This window comes from Planctomonas sp. JC2975, assembly GCF_012985205.1.
GTDB lineage: Bacteria > Actinomycetota > Actinomycetes > Actinomycetales > Microbacteriaceae > Humibacter.
The window spans coordinates 242,711-262,505 of the sequence record NZ_JABEKS010000002.1; the positions used below are offsets into that span (position 1 = coordinate 242,711).

The window sequence follows — 19,795 nt, forward strand, 5'->3', positions numbered from 1 at the left end:
GCGAGCTGGCTCGCTTTCCCGACCCGATTGAGTCAGTTGAGCGGCGTAGCCGCGATCACTGACGATTGAGCCGCGAGGCGGGGTGAGCTTGCTCGCTTTCCCGTCCCGATTGAGTCAGTTGAGCGGCGCGGCCGCGATCACTGACGATTGAGCCGAGAGACGAGTCGCTCAGTACTCGCTGCGGCCGCGGCGCCAGTAGCCCATGAACGAGACGGCCTGGCGGTCGAATCCGACGTCGCGCACGAGGTGGCGGCGGATGCGCTTGATCGCAGCGGCCTCGCCGGCCAGCCACACATACGTTGAGGCGTGCCTGTCGTCGCCGGTGATGCGACCGCCGGTGAGAGGATCCGTGCCCGGCACCTCCCACAGTGTCTCCGCCTCGATGTCGACGTCTTCGGGCTCGACGCCCGCGGGCATCGCGGGTACTGAGGACGAGACATCCGCCGTGTCAGGCGACGGTTCCGTCGGGCGGGGGAACGCGGCGCAGACGGCATCCGCCAGCGACTCGCCCGGATCGCCATAGCGTGCGACGAACCGCACGTCGACGGATGTCGGAGCGTCGAGCGCCTCCAGGTCGGCACGGTGCGGGAGTTCCGCGAAGACGGTGGTTGCAGCATCCGTCGGCAGCGACTTCAGGATGCTCGCCATCGCCGGCAGCGCCGTCTCGTCGCCCGCGATCACGAATCGTCGCGTGGTGGTCGGCGGTATCCAGCCGATCGCGCCACGGTCGCCGTCGGCCCTCACGTTGGGGCCCAACAGGCGTAGGGGCATGCCGGCTTCGGCGCCGGCGGCCCATCCGGCGGCCGGACCGGCCGTCTCGGCATGCAGCGCGAAGTCGACGTCGAGTTCGACTCCTGCGAAGCCGACGCGGCGGTCCCGGATCGTGTACGTGCGCATCGGCGGTCGCGTCTCGTCGGGGAGCGCTGACCACTGGGCGTACCAGGCGGGATCCTTCGCGCGCATGGACGGATATCCGCCCTGGGCATTGGGCAGCAGGAGCTTGATGCGCTGGTCGAGGCCGTCCCAGGCGAGGTCGTCGAGCCCGCGACCGCCGAACGTGATGCGCACGAAGGTGGGGGAGATGCGCTCAGTGGCGAGCACCGTCGCGTCGAACAAGCGGTACAACGGCTCGGCGGCGCCATCCAACGTGGCCTGGTCCGCCTGCGTGTCAACGAGCGACATCGGCCGCCTCCTCTTCGAGGATTGCGCGCTCGGCGGCGAAGGAGGCGGAGGATCCCGTGCGGTGCCGTCCGATCGGAATGACGAGCGGTGTGCCGGACACCGGGTCGTCGACGATGGCGGCATCGAGGCCGAAGACGTCGCGCACGAGGTCGCCGGTCACGATCTCGCGCGGCGTGCCATCGGCCACGACAGAGCCGTCCTTCATGGCGATGAGGTGGTCGGCGTAACGCGTGGCCAGGTTGAGCTCGTGCATCACGACCACGACCGCCGTTCCGCGGTGGCTGAGGTCGACGAGCAGGTCGAGCACGTCGATCTGGTGGGCGACATCGAGGTAGGTGGTCGGCTCGTCGAGGAGCAGGATGTCCGGCTCCTGCGCGAGCGCCATCGCGATCCACACGCGCTGCCGCTGTCCGCCGGAGAGTTCTTCGACCCGGCGGTTCGTCAGTTCGAGGATGCCGGTGGACGTCAGCGCCTCGGCGACGGCCTCGTCGTCTCGAGCGCTCCACGGGCGCGACCAGGACTGATGCGGATACCGTCCGCGTCCCACGAGCTCTGCCACCGTGACGCCTTCCGGTGCGACGGGGCTCTGCGGCAGCAGACCGACGACGCGGGCGACGGCCTTGGTCGGCGTGCGGCGGATATCCGATCCGTCCAGCAGGACGGCACCCTTGGCCGGCGTCAACAGGCGAGCCAACGCCCTGAGGAGGGTCGACTTGCCGCATCCGTTCGCCCCGACGATCATCGTGACGCCCTGCTGCGGCAGCTGGAGAGCGAGATCGTCGACGACGACGCGATCGTCGTACGCGAGCGTGACATGGTCGGCGGCGAGCGTGTGGGTCGTGCGCTGCTGGCTCACGAGACTCCTCCGGTTGCGGCGCTCCGGCGGCCGCCGCGGGCGAGCAGCCAGAGCAGGTAGGGGGCGCCGATCGCGCCGGTGACGACGCCGACGGGAAGCGTGACGCCCGGGATGAGGTGCTGGCCGATGAAGTCGCCGGCGAGAAGGATGGCGGCGCCCATCAGCGCGGAGGCAGGAACGAGCAGGCGGCTGGAGCGCAGCATGCGGGTCGCGATGGGTCCGGCCAGGAAGGCGACGAACGCAACGGGTCCGGTGAGCGACGTGCCGACGGCGATGAGCGCGACGGCCAGCAGGACGAGCGCCACGCGGTCCCTCTGCACCCGTGCACCGAGCGCTGTCGCCGTGTCGTCGCCGAGGCGCAGCGTGTCCACGGTGCGGCCGGAGAACAGTGCGAACGGTAGGAGCACGATCAGCGCGATGGCCACGGCGGGCAGCTGGTCCCAGAGGCTTCGGCTGAGGGATCCGGTGAGCCATACGAGCGCCTGCTGCGCGTCGGCGATGTCCGAGCGCGTGATGACGTAGCCGATCACGGCCTGGGCTGCCGTGCCGATGGCGATGCCGATGAGTACGAAGCGGTATCCGGTGGTGGAGCGGCCGGCGGAGAGAACGAAAATCAGGAGCGCTGTGACGAGGGCGCCACCGAGCGCAGCGACCGAGACGACGAGTCCCGAAGCGCCGAAGACCGCGATCGCGACGACCGCTGCCAGACCTGCGCCCGAGGAGATGCCGATGACGTCGGGGCTCGCGAGGGTGTTGCGCAGGACGGACTGGAACAGGCATCCGGCCGCGCCGAAGGCGAGCCCGACGAGCAGTCCTCCGAGCGCTCTGGGCAGGCGGAGCTCGCCGACCGTGAAGCTCGCTCCCGGCACCGTCTGGCCGGAGAGCACCCGCAGCACGTCGCCGATCGGGGTGATGGTCGCGCCGATGCAGAGGGTCAGGACGACGAGTACGAGCACGACGAGCGCCAGCGCCGTCACGACGAGTGCGTCGTGGCGTGCGGTGACCCTCCTGGCCGAGCGGATGCCCGCCACGGCTCGCCGAAGACCGCTGCCCTCGAGCGCGGATGCCGCACCACCCGCCCGGTTCGCCTGCGTCACGCTCACAGCGCCACCGCCTTCGTACGACGCACGAGTGCGATGAGAACGGGGGCGCCGATGATCGCGACGACGACGCCGACCTCGATCGTGGACGGACGTGCGACGAGCCGGCCGATCACGTCGGCGACAAGCAGCAGCACACCGCCGAGGAATGCGGCGGCAGGCAGGATCCATCGATAGTCGGCGCCGAACACCAGACGCGCAGCGTGTGGAACGGCAAGGCCCACGAACGCGATGGGACCTGCCATGGCCGTGGCCGCACCGCACAGCAGCACGACGGCAACCGCGGTGAGCACCCGGGAGAGCCCGACTCGGTGGCCGAGCCCGCGTGCAAGGTCGTCGCCGAGGGCCAAGGCGTTCAGAGCGGATCCCTGGAAGAGGGCGAGCACGAGTCCCACAACGATGAAGGGCGCGAGCAGGAGGATGGTCGACCAGGCGGGGGCGGAGATGGATCCGATCTGCCAGAAGCGGTACGAATCCAGCGATGCGACGTTCGTGAGCAGCACACCCGTGGTGATCGACGCGGCCGCGGCCGTCACAGCGGCACCGGCGAGGGTGAGGGTGAAGGGCGTCGCTCCGCGACGTCCGGCGGACGCCACGGCGTAGACCACGATCGCGGCGACCGCGGCGCCCGCAAACGCGAACCACACCGTGCCGATGGCGCTGGACACCCCGAGGAACGTCATGGCGATCACGACGAAGAGCGCAGCGCCGGAGTTGATGCCCAGCAGCCCCGGATCCGCCAGCGGATTGCGGGTGACACCCTGCATCAGCGCGCCGCCGACTCCGAGCGCCGCGCCGATCAAGATCCCGGCCACTGTCGTCGGCACCCTGCTGAGCGCCGCGGCCGCGTCGATCCCCGGCACCCCCGGCGTCGTCAACGCATGCCAGACCTGGTCGATGGGCACGTCACGCACACCGAACACCAGTGAGGCGACGGATGCCGCCACCAGCGCGAGCGCGCACGCCACCATTCCCCAGGTGCGCGTCGTCCTGCTGCGGCGCCATCGCGGCGTCGCGGCGGCGGAACCCGCGTGCGCGAGCTCCGCAACGACGGGAGTGAGGGTGGAGGTCATACTTCTTCGCCGACGATTCTTCGGCTCAGCCGACCTTGTCGGCGGCCTTGGCGAGCTGCGGCACGTAGGTCGGCAGCACCCACGGGATCGAGAGCACGGACGGCGCTGACGACGCCATGATCTCGGTGGTGTCGTCGAGCACGACGACGGATCCGCGCTTCACGGCCGGGATCTGGCTGAGCAGCGGATCCTTCTTGATGAGGTCGTACGAGCCAGCATCGTCGACGTAGAGCACGGCGATGTCGGCGTCGAGGGTGTCGGCCTTCTCACTGCTGATGGTGCCGAAGAACTGCGAACTGCCCGCCGCGAGCTTCTCGATCGACGGCGCGTTCTTCAGGCCGAGGTCGCCGAGGAACTTCACGCGTGCGTCGCTCGGCGTGTAGTACGTGATGGTCGACAGATCCTTCGGGTCGACCCAGATGTACATCACGGTCTTGCCCTTGATCTGCGGGTACTTCGCGATCTCCGTGCTGATCGTCTTCTCGGTGTCGGCGATGAGCTTCTGCGCCTGTGCCTTCTTGCCGAGCGCCTCGCCGTCCGTCAGGGTCGTGACGCGCCACGGAGTGCCCCAGGCCGCCTTCGGGTACGACACCGTCGGTGCGATCTTGCTCAGCGTGCTGTACTCCTGCTTGGTGAGTCCGGAGTAGGCGCCGAGGATGACATCGGGCGTGGAATCCGCGATCTTCTCGTACGGAATGCCATCGGTCTCGTCGTTCAGCTGCGGGGTCTTCGCGTCCGCCTTCTTCAGGGCGGCCGCCGTCCACGGCAGCACGCCGTCACCGTTGTCGTCACCGTACGTGGCCTTCGACATCGAGACCGGGATGTCGCCCAGCGCGATCGCGGCGTCCTGGTTCGTCCAGCTGATGGTCGACACGCGCTTCGGCGCCGACTGGATCACCGTGGTGCCGAACGTGTTCTTCAGCGAGACCGGGAACGCGCCGCCGGCGGACTCCGCGTCGTTCGTGCTCGTCCCCGCCGTGCTGGAGCAGCCGGTCAGCGCCAGCGCCGTCGCGGCGAGCACGGCGACGGCGGCGAGACGGCCCCTGCGGAAGCGGGCGGGCGAAGCGGAATGGGCGCGGGTGATCATGCTGTCCTTCGGGTCGGGCGGATCCGCGGCACTCCGCGCCGCTGAATCGGCTGGTCGCACCGCGACGTGGTCGGGCGACGGTGCCCGTGGCGTGCCGCTCTTGGCGGCGAAGTGGGGGGCCTCCCAGGCCGGTCGGGCCAGTAGGTAAGCCTTACCTAACTCAGGTAACCCTAACCCAGACTCGGGCCCGGGTCCAGCCCGGACCGACCGCAGGGGTCGTCAGCGGCGCGGGAAGCCGGGCGGCAGCGCGGTGAGCGCGGGCTGCACCCTGGAGAGACGCTCGCGCTCACCCATCAGTGCGGCGTACTCGCGGTCCCGCCGGAGCGCGGCGACCGCCACGAGGAACGACTCGGCATCCGTGTTCGGAAGAGGAGAGACGTACGGGGACGCCTCGCGCGCGAGGTCCGTGGAGACGCGGAGGCGGGCATCCGCTGTCAACGTGTTCGCGTGGCGCAGGAACTCCGCGATGCGACGTGCCAGGCGCGGCGGCAGGGCGGCTACGTCGGCGACGACGGCCCAGCCGGCCAAGTACGGCGGAAGCGCCGGGGGAGGCTCAGGTGGGGCGGGCATCCGCTGAATCTGGGAAGAGGTGCCGGCCAGCCAGTCGCCGACGCGCCTCGAACGCGCGCTCAGCAGACCGGTCACGGCGGCGATGCCGCCGAAGGTGAGGTAGATCTCGACGACGCCCGCCAGGGATCGCACGAAGGCGTGCCGCAACAGTTCGACGCCGCCGTCGTCGCGGACGATGCGAGCCCCGATCGCGAGCTTGCCAAGGCTGCGGCCGTGGCTGAGGGTCTCGACCGCCGTGGGCACCACGAGGAACATCACGGCGAGGATCGCTACCTGAATGGCGGCGGTCGCTGCCGGATCGAACACCTTGGACGCAGCGCTCAACGCCCAGAACAGCAGGATGACCACGGTGTACGTCGCGACCACGTCGATGAGGAGTCCCGCGGCGCGCAGCACGAAGGTCGCCGGCCGTGCATCGAACGCCACGGCCTCGCCGATGACCTGGCGATCCGCGTCGCCGTACTCGTTCAGGGAGGTGTCGACGAAGCGAGGATTGCCCGCAGCCCCGCTCGTCATGGCTACCATCTAAGCAGTCATGGATGCCGACGCGTACGCCGCCGCCCACAGCGCCGAGTGGGACCGACTCGACGTGCTCGCGAAGCAGCGCAAGCTCGACGGACCGGACTCCGACGACCTCATCGCCGGCTACCAGTCGACGGCGACGCAGCTCTCGACGCTCGGCTCGACGGACGGCGACAGCGCATACACGGATCGGGTTGCGACAGTGCTTGCCGACGCGCGGCTGCGGTTCACCGGGGGAACCGGAAGCGCGGCCGGAGCCGTCGCACGGTTCTTCGCGATCGCCCTGCCCGCGGCCCTGTACCGGGTGCGATGGGTCACCCTTGGGGTCGCCGCGGGCACGGTGATCGTGGCGTTCCTCACCGCATGGTGGCTCGTGGCGGATCCGAAGGCGCTCGCCGCCGTCGGCAGCAACGTCGACCTCAAGCAGTACCTGAACCACGACTTCATCGACTACTACTCGCGCAACCCAGCGGCATCCTTCGCCGGCCAGGTGTGGACGAACAACGCGTGGCTGGCAGCTCAGAGCGTGGCGACCGGGATCCTCGGTGTCTACGTGCCGTACATCCTGCTGCAGAACGCGATCAACCTCGGCCTGGCGGCCGGCATCTTCACGCACTTCGGGCGCACGGACGTGATGTTCTCGTACATCCTCCCGCACGGCCTGCTCGAGCTCACCTCGCTCTTCGTCGCCGCAGCAGCCGGTCTTCGCATCTTCTGGGCGTGGGTGGCTCCTGGGCCGCGCACCAGAGGTCAGGCGCTCGCGCAGGAGGGCCGCGCCCTGTTCGCGGTCGCCGTCGGCAGCGCGATCAGCCTGTTCTGCTCCGGTCTGATCGAGGGCTTCGTCACGCCGTCCGGTCTCCCGGTCTGGGCCAAGATCACGATCGGCGCGGTAGCGCTGGGAGCCTTCCTCTTCTACATGCTCGTGGTCGGCAGGCGCGCAGCACTCGCCGGCGAGACAGGCGATCTGGACGGAGCGGATGCCGCGACCCGGCGCCTCGTCGCCGCGTAGGCGTCATCGTCACCGGCGTCGAGCATGCGGCGACGGGTCCCAGGAATCCTGGAACCCGTCGCCGTGCTCGTCGTACGTCCGGCAGGATGCCGGCGATCGATCCGCGTCTAGGCGGCAGCCTGCTTGATCAGGCCACCGAACAGCGGCTTGAACGTGAAGCCGGCCAGGAATCCGCCGACGATCGGGAAGAGGATGAACACCCACAGCTGTGCGAGATTCCCGGGTCCTCCGTAGATGGCGGCAGCGATCGAGCGGGCGGGGTTCACCGAGGTGTTGTCGACCGGGATGCTGATCAGGTGGATGAGCGTCAGCGTGAGGCCGATGGCCAGTGCCGCGAATCCGGGTGCCGCCCCTTGGCTCGTGACGCCGATGATCACGTACAGGAACACCGCCGTGAGGATGATCTCGATCAGGATCGCCGATCCGAGCCCGAATCCGCCGGGCGAGTGCGCGCCGTACCCGTTTGAGCCGAAGCCAGAAGCCACGGTCTTGGCGAGGAATCCGGTCGGTCCTCCCGAGGCGATCCAGAACAGCAACGACGATCCGATGACGGCACCGATGAGCTGGGCGATGACGTAGCCCAGCACGTCGCGCCACGGGAATCGTCCCGCGGCGGCGAGCCCGAGCGTGACGGCCGTGTTGAAGTGCCCTCCGGAGATGGGCCCGAGCGAGTAGGCGCCGACGACGACAGTGAGGCCGAAGGCGAGCGCGACGCCGAGGAAACCGACGTTGAACCCGCCGACTCCAGCCTTGAATCCGGCGGCGAAGATGGCGGTGCCGACACCACCGAACACCAGGATGAGCGTGCCGACCGCCTCGGCGAGCATGCGCGACAACAGGGTCGGTGTAGGTTTCGCTGTCGGATTGGTGGTTTCAGACATGGTGTTCCCCCCGAAGAGATCAGTGGACGTTATCCGCGGATATGCCGGGAATCGGCATGTCCCGCCTTTGGGCACGATAACTACCGCCGAGCGAGGCCGGACCGTGCCGCGGGGCGTGTCGTCGTCTCCGCGACAGTGTTATGGTGAACGAAGTTATCTTGATCAATTCAAGATAAGAACCGGGTGAGACCACAGTGACGACAGCCATCGAAGACCTTCACAGCGCCCTGCGCGGACGTGGGCTGCGCGTCACCGAGCCCCGTGTCGCCGTGTTCCGCGCCGTGCAGGCGCATCCGCACGCCGACACCGAGACCATCCTTGCCGCGGCTCGGTCCGAGCTTCCCCTGGTCTCGCACCAGGCGGTGTACGACGGCCTGCATGCGCTGACGGATGCGGGACTGGTGCGTCGCATCCAGCCAGCCGGCTCGCTCGCCCGCTACGAGGTGCGCGTGGGCGACAACCACCACCATCTCGTGTGCCGAGTCTGCGGAAGCGTCGAAGACGTCGACTGCGTCGTCGGAGAGGCCCCGTGCCTCACGCCGGACGACGATCACGGCTACGTGATCGACACCGCCGACATCGTCTTCTGGGGCGTCTGCCCCCGCTGCAGCGCACCCTGACCGTTTGCTCGCCCCGCGGCGAGCATCCACGACCATCCACCCACCCGCAACGAAGAAGGATCACATCGTGAGCGACAATTCCGACCGACTGGTCAGCGAAACGGCACTCATCGCCGACGAGGGCTGCCCCGTGCCGCACGGCGGCGCGAGCGGCAACCGCCCGTCGAACATCAGCTGGTGGCCAGAGCGCCTGAACCTCAAGGTTCTGGCGAAGAACCCCGCCGTGGCGAACCCGCTCGGCGGCGACTTCGACTACGCGAGCGAGTTCGAGAAGCTCGACCTGGCCGAGGTGAAGGCCGACATCCTGACGACCCTCACCACCTCCAAGCCGTGGTGGCCTGCCGACTTCGGCAACTACGGGCCGCTCATCATCCGCATGGCGTGGCACAGCGCGGGAACGTACCGGGTGCACGACGGGCGAGGCGGCGCCGGAAGCGGCCAGCAGCGGTTCGCGCCGCTGAACAGCTGGCCCGACAACGTCGGACTCGACAAGGCCCGACGCGTGCTGTGGCCGGTGAAGAAGAAGTACGGCAAGTCGCTGTCGTGGGCCGACCTGATGATCCTCGCCGGCAATGTCGCGCTCGAGTCCATGGGGCTGAAGACGTTCGGCTTCGCCGGCGGCCGGGTCGACGCATGGGAACCGGACGACGACATCTACTGGGGACCCGAGTCCACCTGGCTCGGCGACGAGCGTTACACGGGGGACCACGAGCTGGAGGCGCCGCTGGCCGCCGTGCAGATGGGCCTCATCTACGTGAACCCTGAGGGCCCGAGCGGCAACCCGGATCCGCTGGCGTCGGCCAGGGACATCCGCGAGACCTTCAAGCGCATGGCCATGAACGACGAGGAGACCGTCGCGCTCATCGCAGGCGGCCACACGTTCGGCAAGACGCACGGCGCAGCTCCTGACAGCAACGTCGGACCGAATCCGGAGTCCGCCGGCCTCGAGGAGCAGGGTCTCGGCTGGAAGAACGCGTTCGGCTCTGGCAAGGGCGACGACCAGATCACGTCGGGGCTCGAGGTCACGTGGACCTATCACCCGACGCGCTGGGACAACGAGTTCTTCCACATCCTCTTCGCGTACGAATGGGAGCTGATGGAGTCGCCCGCCGGCGCCAAGCAGTGGCGCCCGAAGGATGGCGGCGGCGCGGACATGGTGCCGTTGGCGCACTCCGACGGACGACGCGAGCCGCGCATGCTCACCTCCGACCTCGCGCTGCGCTACGACCCGGAGTACGGGCCGATCTCGCGGCGCTTCAAGGACGACCAGGCCGCGTTCCAGGACGCCTTCGCCCGCGCCTGGTACAAGCTCACGCACCGCGACATGGGGCCGCGCGACCGCTACCTCGGATCCGAGGTGCCGGCAGAGGAGCTCATCTGGCAGGATCCGGTGCCCGAGGCGACGGGCACGTTGAGCGATGCCGACGTCGCAGCGCTGAAGGCGGCGGTGGCGGCATCCGATCTGACGGTGTCAGAGCTGGTGTCGACGGCATGGGCGTCTGCGTCGACCTTCCGCGGCGGCGACAAGCGCGGCGGTGCGAACGGTGCGCGCATCCGACTCGAACCGCAGAAGCGCTGGGCCGTGAATCGGCCGGAGCAGCTGCAGAGGGTGCTGGGCACGCTCGAGCAGATCAAGGAGCAGTCGGGAACCGGTGTGTCGCTGGCCGACCTCATCGTGCTCGCCGGCGGCGTCGGCGTCGAGCAGGCGGCGAAGGCCGCAGGCGTCGACGTGCGGGTCGGCTTCACGCCAGGACGCACGGATGCCACGCAGGAGCAGACGGACGTCGAGTCGTTCGGCTACCTGGAGCCCCGTCAGGACGGTTTCCGCAACTACGTCGGCGTCGTCGGCGGTGCTCCGGAGGAGTTCCACTTCGTCGACCGCGGCAACCTGTTGACGCTGAGCGCGCCGGAACTGACCGTACTGCTCGGCGGTCTGCGTGTGCTGGACACCAACTGGGACGGTTCGGAGACCGGTGTCTTCACGACGCGCAAGGGCGTGCTGACGAACGATTTCTTCGTGTCGCTGCTCGACCTCGGCACCGAGTGGACGCCGCTCGACGAAGGCGGTCACGCCTACCGCGGCGTCACGGCAGAGGGCACGACGCTGATCGGATCCCGCGTCGACCTGCTGTTCGGATCCAACTCCGAGCTGCGTGCCGTCGCCGAGGTCTACGCCAGCGACGACGCCCAGCAGAAGTTCGTCGAGGACTTCGCCGCGGCCTGGCAGAAGGTGATGGAGCTCGACCGCTTCGACCTGAAGCGCTGATCGAGTCCTCAGGCGAACTCGCTGACCGAAGCGGCCGGCACCCGATGCGGATCGGGGCCGGCCGCTTTGTCGTATCGACGACGGGCTACAGCCGACCGGATGCCTTCAGCTGCAGGTACCTGTCGGCCAGAGCGGGCGGCAGCTCGGCTGGCACAGCCGACACGACGTCGGCCCCGAGCTGGCGGATTGCTCCTGCCACGCGTGTGCCGTCGAGCAACGCGCGCTCCGCCGCGGCGGCCCGATAGAAGGCTCCGACATCGTCGTGCTGCGCTGCGGTGTGCGCGATGTCGGGGTCCAGCACGGATGCGACGACGACGGTGTGCATCTTGGTGAGCTGTGGGAGCGCAGAGAGCAGGCCGTTCGAGGATCCCGGGGCCGAGGCGTCGGTGAGCAGCACGACGAGCGCGTGCCTGTGCGTGATGGCGCGTACCTGCGAAGGCACCGCCGACCAGTCGGACTCGATCAACTCCGGCTGCACGTCGGCCAGCGCCGTCACGAGCCGCGACAGGAGGGACGAGCCCTTGGCGCCGACCACGCGTGCACGTACACGGCGGTCGAACGCGACCACGTCGACCCGGTCGCCGGCGCGATCGGCGAGGGCAGCCAGCAGGAGTGTGGACTCGAACGCCGTGTCGAGACGGGGCTCGTCGGATACGCGGGCGGCAGACGTGCGGCCGCTGTCGATGACGACCACGATGCGCCTGTCGCGTTCGGGGCGCCAGGTGCGCACCATGATGCCCGAGCCGGCGCGAGCCGCTGCCGAGGTGCGGGCCGTCGCGCGCCAGTCGATGGACCTCACGTCGTCGCCGGCGACGTACTCGCGCAGCGAGTCGAACTCCGTGCCCTCGCCGCGCACCATCACCGGCGTCGTACCCTCGAGCTCACGCAGTCTCGTCAGCCGGGATGCCAGATGCTTGCGCGAGTGGAAAGGTGGCAGCACCCGCAGCTCGCCCGGTGCCTGCAGCGTTGCCTGACGCGACCACAGGCCGAGCGGGCCGGCAGAGCGGATGGCGACGAACTCGACACGGCGTGTTCCGCGGCGCCGCGGGGTCAGGGTGTGGGTGAGCATCCGTCGTTCGCCGGCCGGCACGTTTAGCGGCACCCGCGCCGGTGCGTGGCCCGCCGAGGGAGGCCAGCCGTCGCGCAGTCGGCCGTGCAGCCGACGGGCGTCGAGGTTGGTGACCGCGAGCGTCTGGGTCACGGTCGCGCCGAGGCGCACGCGGGCGGGGAGCATCCGCTCGATGCGCACGCGCCGCGGAGAGGATGCCATCAGCAGGTCGATCGCGCCCAGGGCGCAGCAGAACACCAGCCACCACGCGAGAGCGAAGTACGCACCGGGCGCACTCGTGCCGAACAGCACGATCGGCACGAGCCCAACGGCGAGGAGGACGGCGAAGCGTCCGCTGACGGCCATCGACGCGCGCCTAGAGCGGAACCTGCACCTGCTGCAGCACGGAGCGCAGGATGCCGTCGGTCGAAACGCCCTCCAGCTCCGCCTCCGGCTGCAGCTGCAGGCGGTGCCGCCAGGCGGCAGGCGCCATCGCCTGCACGTGGTCGGGGGTGATCGCGTCGTATCCGCCGAGCCAGGCATACGCCTTGGCCGCAGCCAGCAGCGCCGTCGCGCCGCGCGGACTCACGCCTAGCCGAACGGACGGGCTCTGCCGCGTGGCGCGGGCGAGGTCGACGATGTATGCGAGGACGTCCGCTCCGGCGCTCACCCGGCGCACGGCATCCCTTGCTCGCAGCACTCCAGCCGCATCGAGCACCGGACGGATACCGGCGGCCGCCAGCGCCCTCGGATCGAAGCCGGCTGAGTGGCGGCGCAGCACCTCGAACTCGGTGTCGCGGTCGGGAAGGTCGAGCACGAGCTTGAGCAGGAAGCGGTCGAGCTGCGCCTCCGGCAGGGTGTACGTGCCCTCGTACTCGATCGGATTCTGGGTGGCTGCGACGAGGAACGGATCCGGCAGCGGCAGAGTCTCGCCGTCCGCGCTCACCTGCCGCTCCTCCATGGCCTCCAGAAGGGATGCCTGAGTCTTCGGGGGAGTGCGGTTGATCTCGTCGGCGAGCAGCACATTCGTGAACACCGGGCCGTGCCTGAAGACGAACGCCGCCGACTTGGCGTCGTACACGACAGACCCTGTGACGTCTCCGGGCATCAGGTCGGGGGTGAACTGCACCCGCTTCATGTCCAGCGACAGGGAGCCGGCCAGCGAACGCACGAGCAGCGTTTTCGCGACCCCTGGCACGCCCTCCAGCAGCACGTGTCCACCCGTGAGAAGCGCGACGAGCAGGCCGGTGACGGCCGCCTGCTGACCGACGACCGCCTTGGCGACCTCGGTGCGCACCCGTGCGAATGCGTCGCGGTCACCGGCGGATGCGGATGCGCCAGGCGGCACCGACGTGCCGCCAGCGTCCTCTGGTCGCGGCGCTGCATTGGTCGGGTCGGTCATCGGCGGGTCACTCCTCGTCGCTGTAAGCGCTCGTACGTGTCGTGTTCGTGGGTGTCGCCGGCGAGCCGAGCGGCCCGGCGACGGGCGGCGTCTGCGCCCCGCCGGCCGGCGGCTCGGTGCCTTCCGGCGCGGGCCTTCCGAGCGTATCGGTCGCCCCGCCGACGGCGAGGCGCACCTCGTGCTCGAGATCCTCGAGCACGGATGCGGTCGCGAGCGCCTCGGCATCGGTTCCCGGCGTCGAGTCCACCAGCGCCTCCCGAACGTCGACGAGCGGGCGACCGGTCAGCCCGGCCGCCGCGATGACGATCTGGTCGACGTACGCGTTCGGCGGCAGCCCGCAGAGTCGCCCGATCCGGCGCAGGGCGCCTACCCGGAGCGCATCCAGGGCGTGCGAGCGTGCGGATGCCCTGCGGTACAGCTGTGCCCGGCCGTCGATCGTCTCGCTGGCCCGGATCACGACGGGCAGGTCCTCGACCACGAGCGGTCCGAAGCGGCGTCCACGCCAGATCGCCGCGGCGACGACCACGGCGATCAGCAGGATGATCGCAGGCGTGAGCCATCCGGGCGTCAGCTCCGCGATCGTCGGTACGCCGGACGCGGTGGCATCCGCCGCCGACGGCAGGTACCAGACGAGGGTGCGGTGGGATCCGAGCAATCCGATCGCGAGTGCGGCGTTCCCCGCCTTCTGGATGCCGTCGTTCTCCAGGATCGCTGCGCCGACGGCGCTCACCGTCGTGTCGCCGGAACGGGCCTGGGCGAGCGCGTACAAGCTGCCGAGCGGGAAGCATCCGACGGCGTCGCCGGTGACGCGGAAGGCGGTGTCGACGCCCGCGACGGACTCGGCGCGATCCGCCGCGGCCACGTCGCAGCCCGGAGTCGACGACGCCGTCCGTACCGGATGACCCGCCAACCGCACATCGGGCGCGATGGCCTGCAACTGGGCGAAGCCAGGGCCGACGGCGACGACGTCGACGCCGAGGCCGAGCACGGTGCGCGACTGCGCCGCATCCAGGAACCCGCTCGGATCGGAGAGCAACACCGTCGTGTCGTCGCGTTCGGATGCCGCCTGCCGGGCCGCCTCCAGCGTGCTGGCGGTGCGCACGTCCACGCCGTGCTCCTGAAGCACCCGTGCCAGCGCCTGCGCCCCCTGCGGCGCCGGGTTGTCCGCCCCCATCGGATCCAGGGTGCTCGTGGCGAGGGACAGCTGGATGGCCGTCGCGATCCCCGCGCCCACCAACAGGATGACGATCAACACGATCCAGCCGCGCGCCCGCCTCAGGCTCTGACGCGGCGTGCTGGACAGCACGGGAGCCGTGGCGGTCATTCGGTGACCACCGCGTCGGCGGTCGTGAAGACGGGTCTGGCCTTCGCCAGCTCGCGATCGAGCGCTGCGAGTGTCGCGTAGTCGTCGGCGTCCGCACGCCTTCCGAGGTATCGGACGCCATCGAAGAGAGTCGCAGCGCCGTGCAACTGCGTTGTGAAGGCAGGCAGCGCGCCGGATGCCTCGATGGCCAGCTCCTGCGCCGTGGTGCCAGGAAGGACGAGCACGATGGTGCGGTCGCCCAGAGCGCGGCCGATGGCGCGGAACAGCTCGCGCACAGCCTCGTCGTATCTCCCCGCCGAAGCCGCAGAGGCGGCGCGACGACGCAGTTCGTCCGCCGACCTGTGGTCCTGGGCATCGAAGACGGCGGGAGCCTGGCGCCGACGCGACAGACGCGGCATCCCGAAGATGACGAAGGCCGCGATCAGTACAGCCGCGAGAAGGGCCACGCCGATGCCGGCCATGATCCAGGCGGCATTGCCGCCGATCCCGCTGCCGAGGGCGGAGAACCACTCGGAGATCTGCTGCGCGAGCCGGTCGAACCAGGTCGGCTTGGCGGCCTGATATTCGGGTTTCGCCAGCTCGTGCTGCAACCACTGCTGAGCGGTGGGACCGTCAGGATTCAGCGGCGGAGTATCCACGTGCACGCGCTGCAGGAGCGAGAGCACGGCGCTCGACGATCCGGTCACGGGGAGCTCTGCGTCCATGGTGCGTTCTGCGCATCGGGAGCACCCGCTGCAGGAGGGACTCCCCAGGCGCGCTGCGCGATCCAGGCGGGCGTCGCGAACGGGTCGCCGGCATCCGGGATGCCCGCCGCTCGCTCGTCGACCACGCGACGCAGGTCGGCGTCGAGGCCCTCGCGGCGCATCCGCAGATCGAGATAGATGGTCGTCGCCGTAGCCGACTCCACGACCGAGGTGATCGAGCCGATGAAGGTTCCCACCACGAGCGACAGCACGTAGTAGACGATCGTGACGGTGATGGCGTTGCCGCTCTGCAGCGAGCCGGTCGGGCTGATCACGGAGATGACGATCGCGTAGATCGCCTGGAGCGGCACGGTGACGATGCTGCTGGCGACGGAGCAGACGAGCCAGACGAGCACGAGCGTGCCGAACGTGCGCCAGAACGATCGGCGGGTGAGGTGCCACGAGCGACCGACCGCGTGGAACACGCCGGCCTTCTCGACGACGATGACGCTGGGCGTGAGTGCGGTCTTCGTGCCGACCCAGATCCACACGGCGATCAGGCAGAGCACCGCGAACACGACGGCAAGAACCGTGGCGAGCGTCGAACCAGCCATGCTGGTCAGGATGCCGACGCCGAGCGGGACGAGCACGGATGCGACCACTGCTGCCGCCAGCAGCGCCGTCCAGCCGATGAGGCGCCAGCGTCTGCCCCGCGTCCAGCGCCACAGTCCGCGCAGGGTCAGCTTCTCGCCGAGTGCCCCTCGTGCAACCTCCGTGGCGACGAGGCCCTGCACCATGGCCGTGCCGACGAGCGAGATCACGACGCCGACGAGGACCGCGGCGATCAGCAGCGCGACGCTTCCGGCGGCGATCAGCTGCTGATCGGACGACTGCTCCTGGCTGGCCGTCCCGATGCGCAGCACGGCGAACGCGGTCGTGGCACCCACGACGACGACCGTCGTGACGGTCGTGATGAGCTGCACGATGAGAGCTCCGCCTACCGTGGCGCGAGGGTTGTGCCGCAGCACGGCGAACGGGGTTCCGAACAGGCGTCCGAACGTCATGGGACGCAACGGGAAGAGGCCCGGCTTCGGTGGGGGAGTCCAGCTCTGCTGCCAGCTCGGGGCGCCTGTCGCCGGCTGCTGCCAGCCGGGCTGGCCGGAGTACTGCCAGCCGGGCTGGCCCTGGTACTGCTGCCATCCTGACTGGCCCTGATACTGTTGCCAGCTGGGTGGGCCGGGATATTGCTGGCCGCCGGACGGATCCGGATACTGCTGTGCGATGGGCGGGGCAGTCTGCGCGCTGGTCGATGGGGGTGCCCACGACTCGGGTGCCGTCCATCCGGGATCCTGCTGGTGCGTCGCGGGCCCATCGCCGCTCTGGACGGGCTGTCCCTGCGTCGGCGCGTGCGCGCTCGCGCCGGGTTCGACCGGATTCTGGGAATCGCTCACCGTTGATGACCTGCCGCTGCTCGTGTCCAGGGTTTCCTCATCCTGGCACACCGGATCCGACCCGTCGGACCCCGCGACTCACCGCGGCCCGAGGCGCCTCTCTCGGCTGTCGGACCCGACCTGTCGACTACTCTTGTGCCATGGTCTCGCCCGCGTGGACGCCTTCCGCGGGCGCCGAAGAGGAATCAGGACCCCTTACTGGAATGAACGCACGAATCCTGGTTGTCGACGACGACACCGCACTGGCCGAGATGATCGGCATCGTGTTGCGGACCGAGGGCTTCGAACCCAGCTTCTGCGCCGACGGCAGCCTCGCGATCGAGGCGTTCCACGGCGCGAAGCCCGATCTGATCCTGCTCGACCTGATGCTCCCCGGCATGGACGGCATCGAGGTGTGCTCGCGCATCCGTGCCGAGTCCGGCGTGCCGATCATCATGCTGACCGCGAAGTCCGACACGGCGGATGTCGTGAAGGGCCTCGAATCCGGCGCTGACGACTACATGGTCAAGCCGTTCAATCCGAAGGAGCTCGTGGCCCGCATCCGCACGCGGCTGCGACCTGCGGCATCCGCTCCGGCCACGGATGTCTTGCGTGTCGGCGACCTGGAGATCGACGTCGCCGCCCACGAGGTGCGGCGTGGAGACGACCGCATCAGCCTGACCCCGCTGGAGTTCGACCTCCTGATCGCGCTCGCCTCGAAGCCGCAACAGGTCTTCACGCGCGAGATGCTGCTCGAACAGGTGTGGGGTTACCACTACAAGGCCGACACGCGACTCGTGAACGTGCACGTGCAGCGGCTCCGCGCGAAGGTCGAAGACGACCCCGACAACCCGAAGATCGTGATGACCGTGCGCGGAGTGGGCTACCGCGCCGGCGCGACGCCGTGACCGGCGCCCACTGAGAAGAGTCCGCGTGTTCCTCGGCGTCGACTGGCGACGGTGGCGGGAGTGGCCCGGCCACCTGGCGCACCTGTGGCGCACCAACCTGCAATTCCGCACGATCCTGATCACCGTGGCGCTCACCGGCGCTGCCGTGCTCGTCGCCGGTCTGCTGGTGTCGTTCGTGGTGGGCAACGGGCTCTACCAATCGCGCCTCGAGCAGGCGTATCGCGACTCCGCCCGCGCCACCACCGACGCCCAGAAGAAGCTGGACGCGTCGGACGCCACCGACCCCGAAGCCGTCGAGAACCTTTTCCTCCAGGTGTTCGGCGATGTGAAGAACTCGACGGCGACCGGGCTCGTCGCCTCTTTTCGTGTTCCCGGGCAAGGGATCGACCCCGGCGCACCCGTCGGCGTCTCCACCTTCGGCTCGGGCAAGGACGTCATCACCGCCGACATGCGCAAGGCGGTGAAGTCATCGCCGCACGCCGTGTTCGCCCAGTCGGTGGCGCTACCGGCGACCGACGGCACGACCCGCCCCGGCATCGTCGTCGGGTCGCAGCTGCAGTTGCCGACGGCCGGTCGCTACGAGCTGTACATCGGCTACGACCTCTCCGATTCGGAACAGACGCTGCTCTTCGTACAGAGGACTCTGCTCGTCGTCGGCCTCGCTCTGCTGCTGCTGATCGCCGCCATCACCTACCTGGTTGTGCGGCTCGTGGTCACACCCATCAGGGTCGCGGCACAGACGAGTAGACGCCTGGCAGACGGCGACCTCGAAGTGCGCATGCCCATCGCCAACGAAGACGCGTTCGCCACACTCGCGAGATCCTTCAACGGCATGGCGGATGCGCTCCAGCGGCAGATCACGCAGCTCGCGACCCTCTCGCAGCTGCAGCAACGCTTCGTGAGCGACGTCTCGCACGAGCTGCGCACCCCGCTCACCACCATCCGCCTCGCCGGTGATGTCATCTACGACCAGCGTGAGGACTTCCCGGCGGCGACGGCGAGGACGGCGGAGCTCCTGCACACCCAGATCGAACGCTTCGACACCCTGCTCTCCGACCTGCTCGAGATCAGCAGATACGACGCCGGATCCGTGGTGCTCGAGCTCGAGCCGACCAACCTGGTGCGACTGGCCGACGACGCCGTCGACGACATGCGGCCGCTCGCGGTGACGAACGGATCCGAGCTCCGGCTCGAGGCACCTGGCGGCTACTTCGAGGTGGACATGGATGCCAGGCGCGTGCGCCGCATTCTGCGCAACCTGCTCGGCAACGCGATCGAGCACGGCGAGGGTGGCCCGATCGTCGTTGTGGTCGACAGCAACCAGTCCGCCGTGGCGCTCGGCGTGCGCGACTACGGCCTCGGCATGAGCGAGCACGAGGTGCAGCACGTGTTCGACAGGTTCTGGCGCGCGGATCCGTCGCGCAAACGCACCATCGGCGGCACCGGTCTCGGCTTGGCGATCTCGCTGGAAGACGCCGCCCAGCACGAGGGATGGCTCGATGTCTGGTCTTCTCCGCACCACGGATCCCACTTCCGCCTGACCCTGCCGCGCACCCCGGGGGAGCCGATCCTCTCTTCCCCGATACCGCTCGCGCCCGCCGATGCGCCGCGCGACGACGAGGACCGTCCCATCGGCAACGAGCTGACAGGGAACCGCCACGACGTCGACTCCGACGGCAACCGCGGCGAACGCGGCGGCCGGAATCGTCGCGGCGGCGGTCGCGGGCGCCGCGGCCGCGGCGACTCGTCCGGCGGCCATGGCGAGTCCGCGAGCGGCGGGCAGGGCAGCACGGGACCGGTCTCCACCTCGACCGGATCAACCAGAGGACGGTGA

17 protein-coding genes are annotated in these 19,795 nt (G+C 69.4%); 5 read left to right on the forward strand and 12 right to left on the reverse strand.

Translation table 11 applies throughout. From position 1 onward, the window contains the following. Positions 1-168: 168 nt before the first annotated feature. The 6 genes from HII28_RS14550 to HII28_RS14575 all read right to left on the reverse strand — a co-directional run bounded on the left by HII28_RS14550 (position 169) and on the right by HII28_RS14575 (position 6,384). Positions 169-1,182, reverse strand: coding sequence for a siderophore-interacting protein (locus HII28_RS14550; protein ID WP_170026371.1), 1,014 nt, complete (start codon positions 1,180-1,182; stop codon positions 169-171). Next, positions 1,169-2,038, reverse strand: a complete 870-nt coding sequence (locus HII28_RS14555) for an ABC transporter ATP-binding protein (protein ID WP_170026373.1) — start codon at positions 2,036-2,038, stop codon at positions 1,169-1,171. The genes HII28_RS14550 and HII28_RS14555 overlap by 14 nt, the downstream gene beginning before the upstream one ends. Next, a complete protein-coding gene (locus tag HII28_RS14560; RefSeq protein ID WP_170026375.1) occupies positions 2,035-3,141 on the reverse strand; it encodes an iron ABC transporter permease in 1,107 nt (368 codons plus the stop codon). Before HII28_RS14560 ends, HII28_RS14555 begins: the two co-directional genes overlap by 4 nt. Next, positions 3,138-4,211, reverse strand: a complete 1,074-nt coding sequence (locus tag HII28_RS14565; RefSeq protein WP_170026377.1) for an iron ABC transporter permease — start codon at positions 4,209-4,211, stop codon at positions 3,138-3,140. Before HII28_RS14565 ends, HII28_RS14560 begins: the two co-directional genes overlap by 4 nt. A 25-nt stretch (positions 4,212-4,236) precedes the next feature. Next, the gene (locus HII28_RS14570) at positions 4,237-5,298 is read right to left on the reverse strand and encodes an iron-siderophore ABC transporter substrate-binding protein (RefSeq protein WP_170026379.1); all 1,062 of its coding nucleotides are present in this window, start codon (positions 5,296-5,298) and stop codon (positions 4,237-4,239) included. A gap of 219 nt (positions 5,299-5,517) precedes the next feature. Next, on the reverse strand, positions 5,518-6,384 hold the full coding sequence (locus HII28_RS14575; RefSeq protein ID WP_170026381.1) for an RDD family protein: 867 nt from the start codon (positions 6,382-6,384) through the stop codon (positions 5,518-5,520). Positions 6,385-6,403: 19 nt separating this feature from the next. Here HII28_RS14575 and HII28_RS14580 point away from each other — a divergent pair, with 19 nt between their 5' ends. Then, positions 6,404-7,399, forward strand: coding sequence for a stage II sporulation protein M (locus HII28_RS14580; protein WP_170026382.1), 996 nt, complete (start codon positions 6,404-6,406; stop codon positions 7,397-7,399). A 107-nt stretch (positions 7,400-7,506) separates the two neighbouring features. On the opposite strand, the gene aqpZ is transcribed toward HII28_RS14580, so the two are convergent. Continuing rightward, positions 7,507-8,280 carry an aquaporin Z gene (gene aqpZ / locus HII28_RS14585; protein ID WP_170026385.1) on the reverse strand — a complete coding sequence of 258 codons (774 nt, stop codon included), beginning with the start codon at positions 8,278-8,280 and terminating at the stop codon, positions 7,507-7,509. Positions 8,281-8,474: 194 nt separating this feature from the next. Between aqpZ and HII28_RS14590 the strand changes: the two genes are divergently transcribed. Beyond that, entirely contained in the window at positions 8,475-8,900 is a 426-nt protein-coding gene (locus tag HII28_RS14590; RefSeq protein ID WP_346769347.1) for a Fur family transcriptional regulator, read from the forward strand. Between the two features lie 109 nt (positions 8,901-9,009). Further along, positions 9,010-11,166 carry a catalase/peroxidase HPI gene (gene katG, locus HII28_RS14595; protein ID WP_346769364.1) on the forward strand — a complete coding sequence of 719 codons (2,157 nt, stop codon included), beginning with the start codon at positions 9,010-9,012 and terminating at the stop codon, positions 11,164-11,166. Positions 11,167-11,251: 85 nt separating this feature from the next. Here the strand turns inward: katG and HII28_RS14600 are convergent, their stop codons facing one another. The 5 genes from HII28_RS14600 to HII28_RS14620 are packed head-to-tail and all read right to left on the reverse strand — an operon-like array spanning position 11,252 to position 17,074. After that, positions 11,252-12,580 (reverse strand): DUF58 domain-containing protein, encoded by a 1,329-nt coding sequence (locus HII28_RS14600; protein ID WP_170026387.1) that lies wholly within the window; start codon positions 12,578-12,580, stop codon positions 11,252-11,254. Positions 12,581-12,590: 10 nt separating this feature from the next. Continuing rightward, a complete protein-coding gene (locus HII28_RS14605; RefSeq protein WP_170026389.1) occupies positions 12,591-13,616 on the reverse strand; it encodes a MoxR family ATPase in 1,026 nt (341 codons plus the stop codon). A gap of 7 nt (positions 13,617-13,623) precedes the next feature. After that, on the reverse strand, positions 13,624-14,940 hold the full coding sequence (locus HII28_RS14610; RefSeq protein ID WP_205864949.1) for a DUF4350 domain-containing protein: 1,317 nt from the start codon (positions 14,938-14,940) through the stop codon (positions 13,624-13,626). Next, positions 14,937-15,644, reverse strand: a complete 708-nt coding sequence (locus HII28_RS14615; protein WP_170026391.1) for a DUF4129 domain-containing protein — start codon at positions 15,642-15,644, stop codon at positions 14,937-14,939. Before HII28_RS14615 ends, HII28_RS14610 begins: the two co-directional genes overlap by 4 nt. Next, positions 15,623-17,074, reverse strand: coding sequence for a hypothetical protein (locus HII28_RS14620; protein ID WP_170026393.1), 1,452 nt, complete (start codon positions 17,072-17,074; stop codon positions 15,623-15,625). Before HII28_RS14620 ends, HII28_RS14615 begins: the two co-directional genes overlap by 22 nt. Positions 17,075-17,277: 203 nt before the next feature. On the opposite strand from HII28_RS14620, the gene mtrA reads away from it, so the two are divergent. Then, complete coding sequence (gene mtrA / locus HII28_RS14625; RefSeq protein WP_170026395.1) at positions 17,278-17,961, forward strand: MtrAB system response regulator MtrA; 684 nt, start codon at positions 17,278-17,280, stop codon at positions 17,959-17,961. 25 nt (positions 17,962-17,986) lie between these two features. After that, complete coding sequence (gene mtrB / locus HII28_RS14630; RefSeq protein ID WP_346769348.1) at positions 17,987-19,795, forward strand: MtrAB system histidine kinase MtrB; 1,809 nt, start codon at positions 17,987-17,989, stop codon at positions 19,793-19,795.

Excerpts from the sequence above, each read along its gene's own strand:
- HII28_RS14605 (WP_170026389.1), bottom strand. The coding sequence starts at position 13,616 with ATGACCGACCCGACCAATGCAGCGCCGCGACCAGAGGACGCTGGCGGC.
- HII28_RS14580 (WP_170026382.1), top strand. The coding sequence starts at position 6,404 with ATGGATGCCGACGCGTACGCCGCCGCCCACAGCGCCGAGTGGGACCGA.
- HII28_RS14550 (WP_170026371.1), bottom strand. The coding sequence starts at position 1,182 with ATGTCGCTCGTTGACACGCAGGCGGACCAGGCCACGTTGGATGGCGCC.
- HII28_RS14615 (WP_170026391.1), bottom strand. The coding sequence starts at position 15,644 with ATGGACGCAGAGCTCCCCGTGACCGGATCGTCGAGCGCCGTGCTCTCG.
- HII28_RS14600 (WP_170026387.1), bottom strand. The coding sequence starts at position 12,580 with ATGGCCGTCAGCGGACGCTTCGCCGTCCTCCTCGCCGTTGGGCTCGTG.
- HII28_RS14575 (WP_170026381.1), bottom strand. The coding sequence starts at position 6,384 with ATGACGAGCGGGGCTGCGGGCAATCCTCGCTTCGTCGACACCTCCCTG.
- HII28_RS14565 (WP_170026377.1), bottom strand. The coding sequence starts at position 4,211 with ATGACCTCCACCCTCACTCCCGTCGTTGCGGAGCTCGCGCACGCGGGT.
- mtrA (WP_170026395.1), top strand. The coding sequence starts at position 17,278 with ATGAACGCACGAATCCTGGTTGTCGACGACGACACCGCACTGGCCGAG.
- aqpZ (WP_170026385.1), bottom strand. The coding sequence starts at position 8,280 with ATGTCTGAAACCACCAATCCGACAGCGAAACCTACACCGACCCTGTTG.
- HII28_RS14570 (WP_170026379.1), bottom strand. The coding sequence starts at position 5,298 with ATGATCACCCGCGCCCATTCCGCTTCGCCCGCCCGCTTCCGCAGGGGC.
- HII28_RS14610 (WP_205864949.1), bottom strand. The coding sequence starts at position 14,940 with ATGACCGCCACGGCTCCCGTGCTGTCCAGCACGCCGCGTCAGAGCCTG.